The sequence below is a fragment of the Rhodococcus sp. (in: high G+C Gram-positive bacteria) genome, assembly GCF_049286785.1.
Classification (GTDB): domain Bacteria; phylum Actinomycetota; class Actinomycetes; order Mycobacteriales; family Mycobacteriaceae; genus Rhodococcus_F.
Window position 1 is genome coordinate 1 of sequence record NZ_JBAQEO010000749.1, and the last position, 4,977, is coordinate 4,977.

The following is a 4,977-nucleotide window of genomic DNA, read 5'->3' on the forward strand; positions in this document are numbered from 1 at the left end:
GCTGTCCCGTCTCATTGAACTTGAGGCAGTCTCATCAATCTGAGGCATTCGGCGTGTCGTCTCACGAAGTTGAGGCACCCGGTGTTTTACTTTGGGCTGTTCGTGCTGCGTCGAGTCCAGGGTTGTGATGGTGGCGAGGGGTGTAGCGGCGGCGACGGCCATCATCCATCACGCGGATGGGTTCGAGCTGCGGTTCTTGGAGGTCGGTTCGGCGGGTGTGGTTGAGCGTCGGGACGCGCTGGCGATGTGCTGGGCGACGCGGTTCGAGGATGTGCCGCCGGTGCGGCAGTTCCCCTCCTATCGGGGGCAGCGGAGTTTTTCGGGCGAGTATTTCGCTGCCTGCATGGAACGCCATGTCGGGTACGAGTCGTGGTTGGAGCGGGATCAGCTGATGATGCTGGACTTCTCACCGCGTGTGAGGTCGTTCGCGGCGCAGCCGTTTTGGCTGTCATGGCAGTCGGGCGGCAAGACCCGTCGCCATGCCCCTGACTTCTTCGTCCGGATGGTCGACGGCCGTGGTGTGGTGGTCGATGTGCGCGCCGACGACCGAATCAAGGACGAGGATGCCGCGGCGTTCGCGGTCACGGCCGCAGCGTGTGAGTCGGTGGGCTGGGGTTATCGCCGGGTGGGCACGGTGGACCCGGTGCTGTCGGCGAATGTGCGATGGCTGGCCGGGTATCGGCACCGCCGATGCCTGAACGATGCCCACCGCGACATGCTGGTGGAGGTGTTCTCCCACCCGTCACCGCTGCTGGCTGGCGTGGAGAGGGTCGGCGATCGGCTCGCGATGCTGCCGTCGTTGTTTCATCTGATGTGGACCGGGGTCCTGGTCGCCGACCTGGTGTCGGCGCCCTTGACCGGGGAGTCTGTGGTCAGGGTGGCTGGGGGTGGCCGATGACGGTGTCGCGGCCGGCTGAGCTGCGGGTGGGCGAGGAGATTGAGGTCGACGGGGCCGCCTACACGGTCACGGGCTTATCGGGGACCGAGGTCCGGTTGGTCGATGTGGCCGGCGGCGAGCGCAGTATGGGGTTGCCGGAGTTGCTGTCCGCGCCGGGGTTTCGGGTGGTGACCCGGGTGGCGGCGTTGCCGCCTCGAGGGCTACTTGATGGTGTCGCCCCCGAGATGGTGGAGCAGGCGCGATGGTGGGAACACCACATCGTCGAGGTGATCGCGGGCGTTCCACCGGAAGCGGGGCGGGCCGCCCGGCCTCGACCGGAGTACGACCCGGCGGTGCACAGTCTGCGGCAGCGCGAGTTGGCGAAGGTCAGCGAGCTCTCTCTTGACGGCAATGAGTTGGCGTTGAGCACGTTTCAGCGTTGTCGCCTGGCCTACGAGAAACACGGTGTGTGGGGTTTGATCGACCACCGCTCGACCCGTAAGGCGGGCGCGCGGACCGACGAGCGTGTGCTCGCCGCGATCGACCGGGCAGTGGTCGAACAGACGAACCAGTCGACGGGGACGGTCACTCGGCTGCGGCGGCGGGTGGAGCAGATCCTCGTTGAGGAGCACGGTGTCGATCCGGCGTCGGTGATGCCGGCGCGGGCCACGTTCTATCGGCTGGTCGAGCGGATCTCGGCGGGCAAGCACACCTTCGGTTCGGCGCGGACGCGTCGCTCGTTGGCGCAGCGGCCGGATGGCCCGTTCGGGACGGTCACGGCGCTGCGACCGGGTGAGTGGACGCAGATCGACTCGACTCCGTTGGACGTGCGGGTGGTGTTGGACAACGGGGTGGTCGACCGGGTCGAGTTGAGTTGGATCGTCGACGTGGCGACACGGTCGGTCCCGGCGGCGGTGTTGCGGCCGACGACCAAGGCGGTGGATGCGGCGCTGTTGCTGGCGCGGGCGATGACCCCGGAGCCGGTGCGGCCGGGCTGGTCGGATGCGCTGCGCATGTCGCGGTCGGTGCTGCCGCACCGACGGCTGACTGATATCGATCAGCGGCTCGAGCACGCCGCCGCTCGCCCGGTGATCGTGCCGGAGACCATCGTGTGCGATCACGGCATGGTCTACATGTCACAGGCATTCCGCAACGCCTGCCGAGCGATGGGCATCAACCTGCAACCCTCCCACGAAGGCTCCCCGTGGGAGAAGGGCACCGTCGAAACGAGCTTTTCCGCGGTGGGCACCCTGTTCGCTCAGTACGTCGCGGGCTATGTCGGCAGCAGCGTCGAGCGCCGCGGCCGAGGCGCCGAGGACAGCGCCGTGTGGTCGATGGTCGAGTTGCAGCAGCTGCTCGACGAGTGGCTCGTCTCGACCTGGCAGAACCGGCCCCACGACGGGCTGCGGCATCCGTTGATTCCCGGCAAGGCGCTGACCCCCAACGAGATGTATGCCGCGCTGGTGGAAACCGCGGGATACGTGCCGGTGCCGTTGACCGCTGACGACTACATCGAATTATTGCCGGCGGTCTGGCGGACGATCAACGCCTACGGGGTGAAGATCGGACGCCGCACCTACGACTGCGCGGCGCTGACTCCCCACCGCCGCCAGCACTCCGGGGTGAACGCGCGAAAAGGATTGTGGGAAGTGCACTACGACCCCTACGACGTCACCCGGATCTGGGTCCGCAATCATCACGACGGCGGCTGGATACAGGCCCCGTGGACCCACTTGCGGGCCGGGCCGACACCGTTCGGGGAACAGGCCTGGGACCACGCCCGACAGATGCTGGCCCGCCGCGGTGAGGACCCGGTTACCGAGGCCGCGATCGCGAGCGCCGCAGCCGCATTGCTGGACTCCGCCGAACGCGGTCCCGCACACGAGAAGCCGACCAAGAAGGACAAGCGGGTCGCTGGCCGGACCAGAGCAGTGGCAGCGGCCGATCGGACACTCCCGTCGCCGGTGGCCGGGCCCCCGCCGCAATGGGATGACGACGAGGACAACGACGAGGACAACGGTCAGATGGCGGACGTGATCCCCCTCGGGGTCTTCGACGCCCGTGAGGAGGCCAAGAAATGGTGGTAGCCGGTCACATCGACGATCCGGCGGACGAGTTCGACGCCGGACTCGAGACCGACCGGCGGGAGCCGACGATGACGCTCGCCGGGTGGCGACGGTTCGTCGACACCCCCGCCGCCCACTTCGACCTGCTGCCTGAACAGCGGTGGGCGAAGTTGTCGGAGCCAGACAGGAACGCCTACGACGAGGCACGGCTGAACTATCACTCGGAAATGATCATCGTCGCGACGTCGACGCTGCGTGACGTGGCCCGACAGGGCCGGTTGTTGACCCTGCTCAACCGGCGCGAGATCAGCGCCCGCCGCGGGCTGATCGTGTCCGGGCAACAGACCACCGGCAAGACCACCGCCCTCAAACAGCTCGGCCGCGCCCACGAGCTGATGGTGCGGCAACGCTATCCCGAGCGCTCCGGCGATCGCATCCCGGTCGTCTACGTCACCACCCCGCCGAAAGGCTCGCCGCGCAAACTGGCGATGGAGTTCGCCCGCTTCCTCGGCCTGCCGCCGGTCAAACGCGGCTACAACACCACCGACATCGCCGACGCGGTCTGCCAGGTCATGATTCAGGCCCGGGTAGACCTGGTGCTGGTCGACGAACTTCACAACCTGAACCTGGCCACCTCCGCCGGCGAGGACATGTCCGACCACCTCAAATACTTCACCGAACACCTACCCGCAACGTTCGTATACGCCGGCATCGACATCGAGCGCCGGCTGTTCACCGGGGTGCGCGGCAAGCAGATCGCCGGACGTTGTGTGCTGATCAACACCGGCCCGTTCCCCGGCGACGCCGAATGGAAGGCCCTGATCGCCACCCTCGACGACGCGCTGCGGCTGCACCGCCACCAGCCAGGAACGCTGACCCGCCATGCCCGCTACCTGCACCGGCGCACCGGCGGCATGATCGGCAGCCTCTCACACCTGGTCCGCGCCGCCGCCCAACTGGCGATCCTGGAAGGCGAAGAGGCCATCACCCGCAAACTCCTCGACTCCATCCCGCTCGACCACGCCGCCGAGTCCGCCCGCCACGGCGCCGCCTGATGTTCCCCTTCGGCACCCGACTCACCCCACCTGCCCGCCTGCCTCGACCCGTGCCTCCGCTCCATGGGGAAACCCTTGCCTCCTACCTCTACCGGCTCGCCACCGCCAACCAGCTCCACCCCGACGATCTCTACGCCCACCTGACCGGCACACGCCGAACACGCGAACCGATCACCCTGCACGGCCTGGCCACCGCAACCGGCCGATCCCCGCGCAGCCTCAGCCACGCCCTGCCCGAACTACGGACTGCGACGACTCCAGCCGCTCATCCACCAGAACCCCTACTCACCCGCCGGACCGTCTGCCGGCACTGCGCCGCCCGTCGCGACGCGTTCCGGTTCGCGACCACCTGGCAGCCTCCCGAGGTCAATATCTGCCCCACACACCGGATCTGGATCGGACCACCCGTCCGCGGCCACGGCGTCGCACAACTCGACGTCAGCGCCGTTCCCGAAATTCTGCACGCTCAACGCCGCCACTACCGGCTCGCCCGGCGCCACGGGCGCCGAACCGCCGCCGACGCGTTCGCCGAAGCGGCCCACATCACCGCGCTCTGGGCCCGGCACGCCTTCCACGACCGAGGCCGAGCACGGCTGATCCGCGCACTTGTCGACCGCCCTCCACTCACCGGCAGACTACGTCCCGACGACCCCATCACACCGGTCGTGACCTATCCGCAGACCATCGACCTGGCCCGGGTACTCGCCACGCCCTACTGGCGTCGACCCGCTTCAGGCGACACCGACGAACTCCCACGATTCCAGCAGGACATCGACGCACACCTCGGCATCGAGTACCACCCCGAAAACAGTCCCTACGACCCGCTGTTCGGCTGGTTCACCAAACACCACGACCCACACGCCGCAATTCGATGACCTGCCTCAACATCATGAGACAAAACGCGATCATGGCGTCTCACCAATCTGAGGCACACCAGGTCAAGCCCCTGACTCTGCCTCACTTTCAATGAGACAGGACA

General features: G+C 67.5%; 4 protein-coding genes. All 4 read left to right on the forward strand.

The genetic code is table 11. The annotated features are described in order from the left end of the window. Window positions 1–130: 130 nt before the first annotated feature. Window positions 131–898 (forward strand): TnsA-like heteromeric transposase endonuclease subunit, encoded by a 768-nt coding sequence (locus tag WAW17_RS27215; RefSeq protein ID WP_422335975.1) that lies wholly within the window; start codon window positions 131–133, stop codon window positions 896–898. Window positions 899–1,023: 125 nt separating this feature from the next. Beyond that, window positions 1,024–2,964: a Mu transposase C-terminal domain-containing protein gene (locus WAW17_RS27220; RefSeq protein ID WP_422335978.1), complete on the forward strand. Its 1,941-nt coding sequence runs from the start codon at window positions 1,024–1,026 to the stop codon at window positions 2,962–2,964. Then, window positions 2,955–3,998, forward strand: coding sequence for a TniB family NTP-binding protein (locus WAW17_RS27225; RefSeq protein WP_422335976.1), 1,044 nt, complete (start codon window positions 2,955–2,957; stop codon window positions 3,996–3,998). The genes WAW17_RS27220 and WAW17_RS27225 overlap by 10 nt, the downstream gene beginning before the upstream one ends. 50 nt (window positions 3,999–4,048) lie before the next feature. Beyond that, window positions 4,049–4,873 (forward strand): TniQ family protein, encoded by an 825-nt coding sequence (locus tag WAW17_RS27230; protein ID WP_422335977.1) that lies wholly within the window; start codon window positions 4,049–4,051, stop codon window positions 4,871–4,873. Window positions 4,874–4,977 lie beyond the last annotated feature (104 nt).

Coding starts and splice junctions, on each gene's coding strand:
- WAW17_RS27220 (WP_422335978.1), top strand. CDS start 1,024: ATGGGGTTGCCGGAGTTGCTGTCCGCGCCGGGGTTTCGGGTGGTGACC.
- WAW17_RS27225 (WP_422335976.1), top strand. CDS start 2,955: ATGGTGGTAGCCGGTCACATCGACGATCCGGCGGACGAGTTCGACGCC.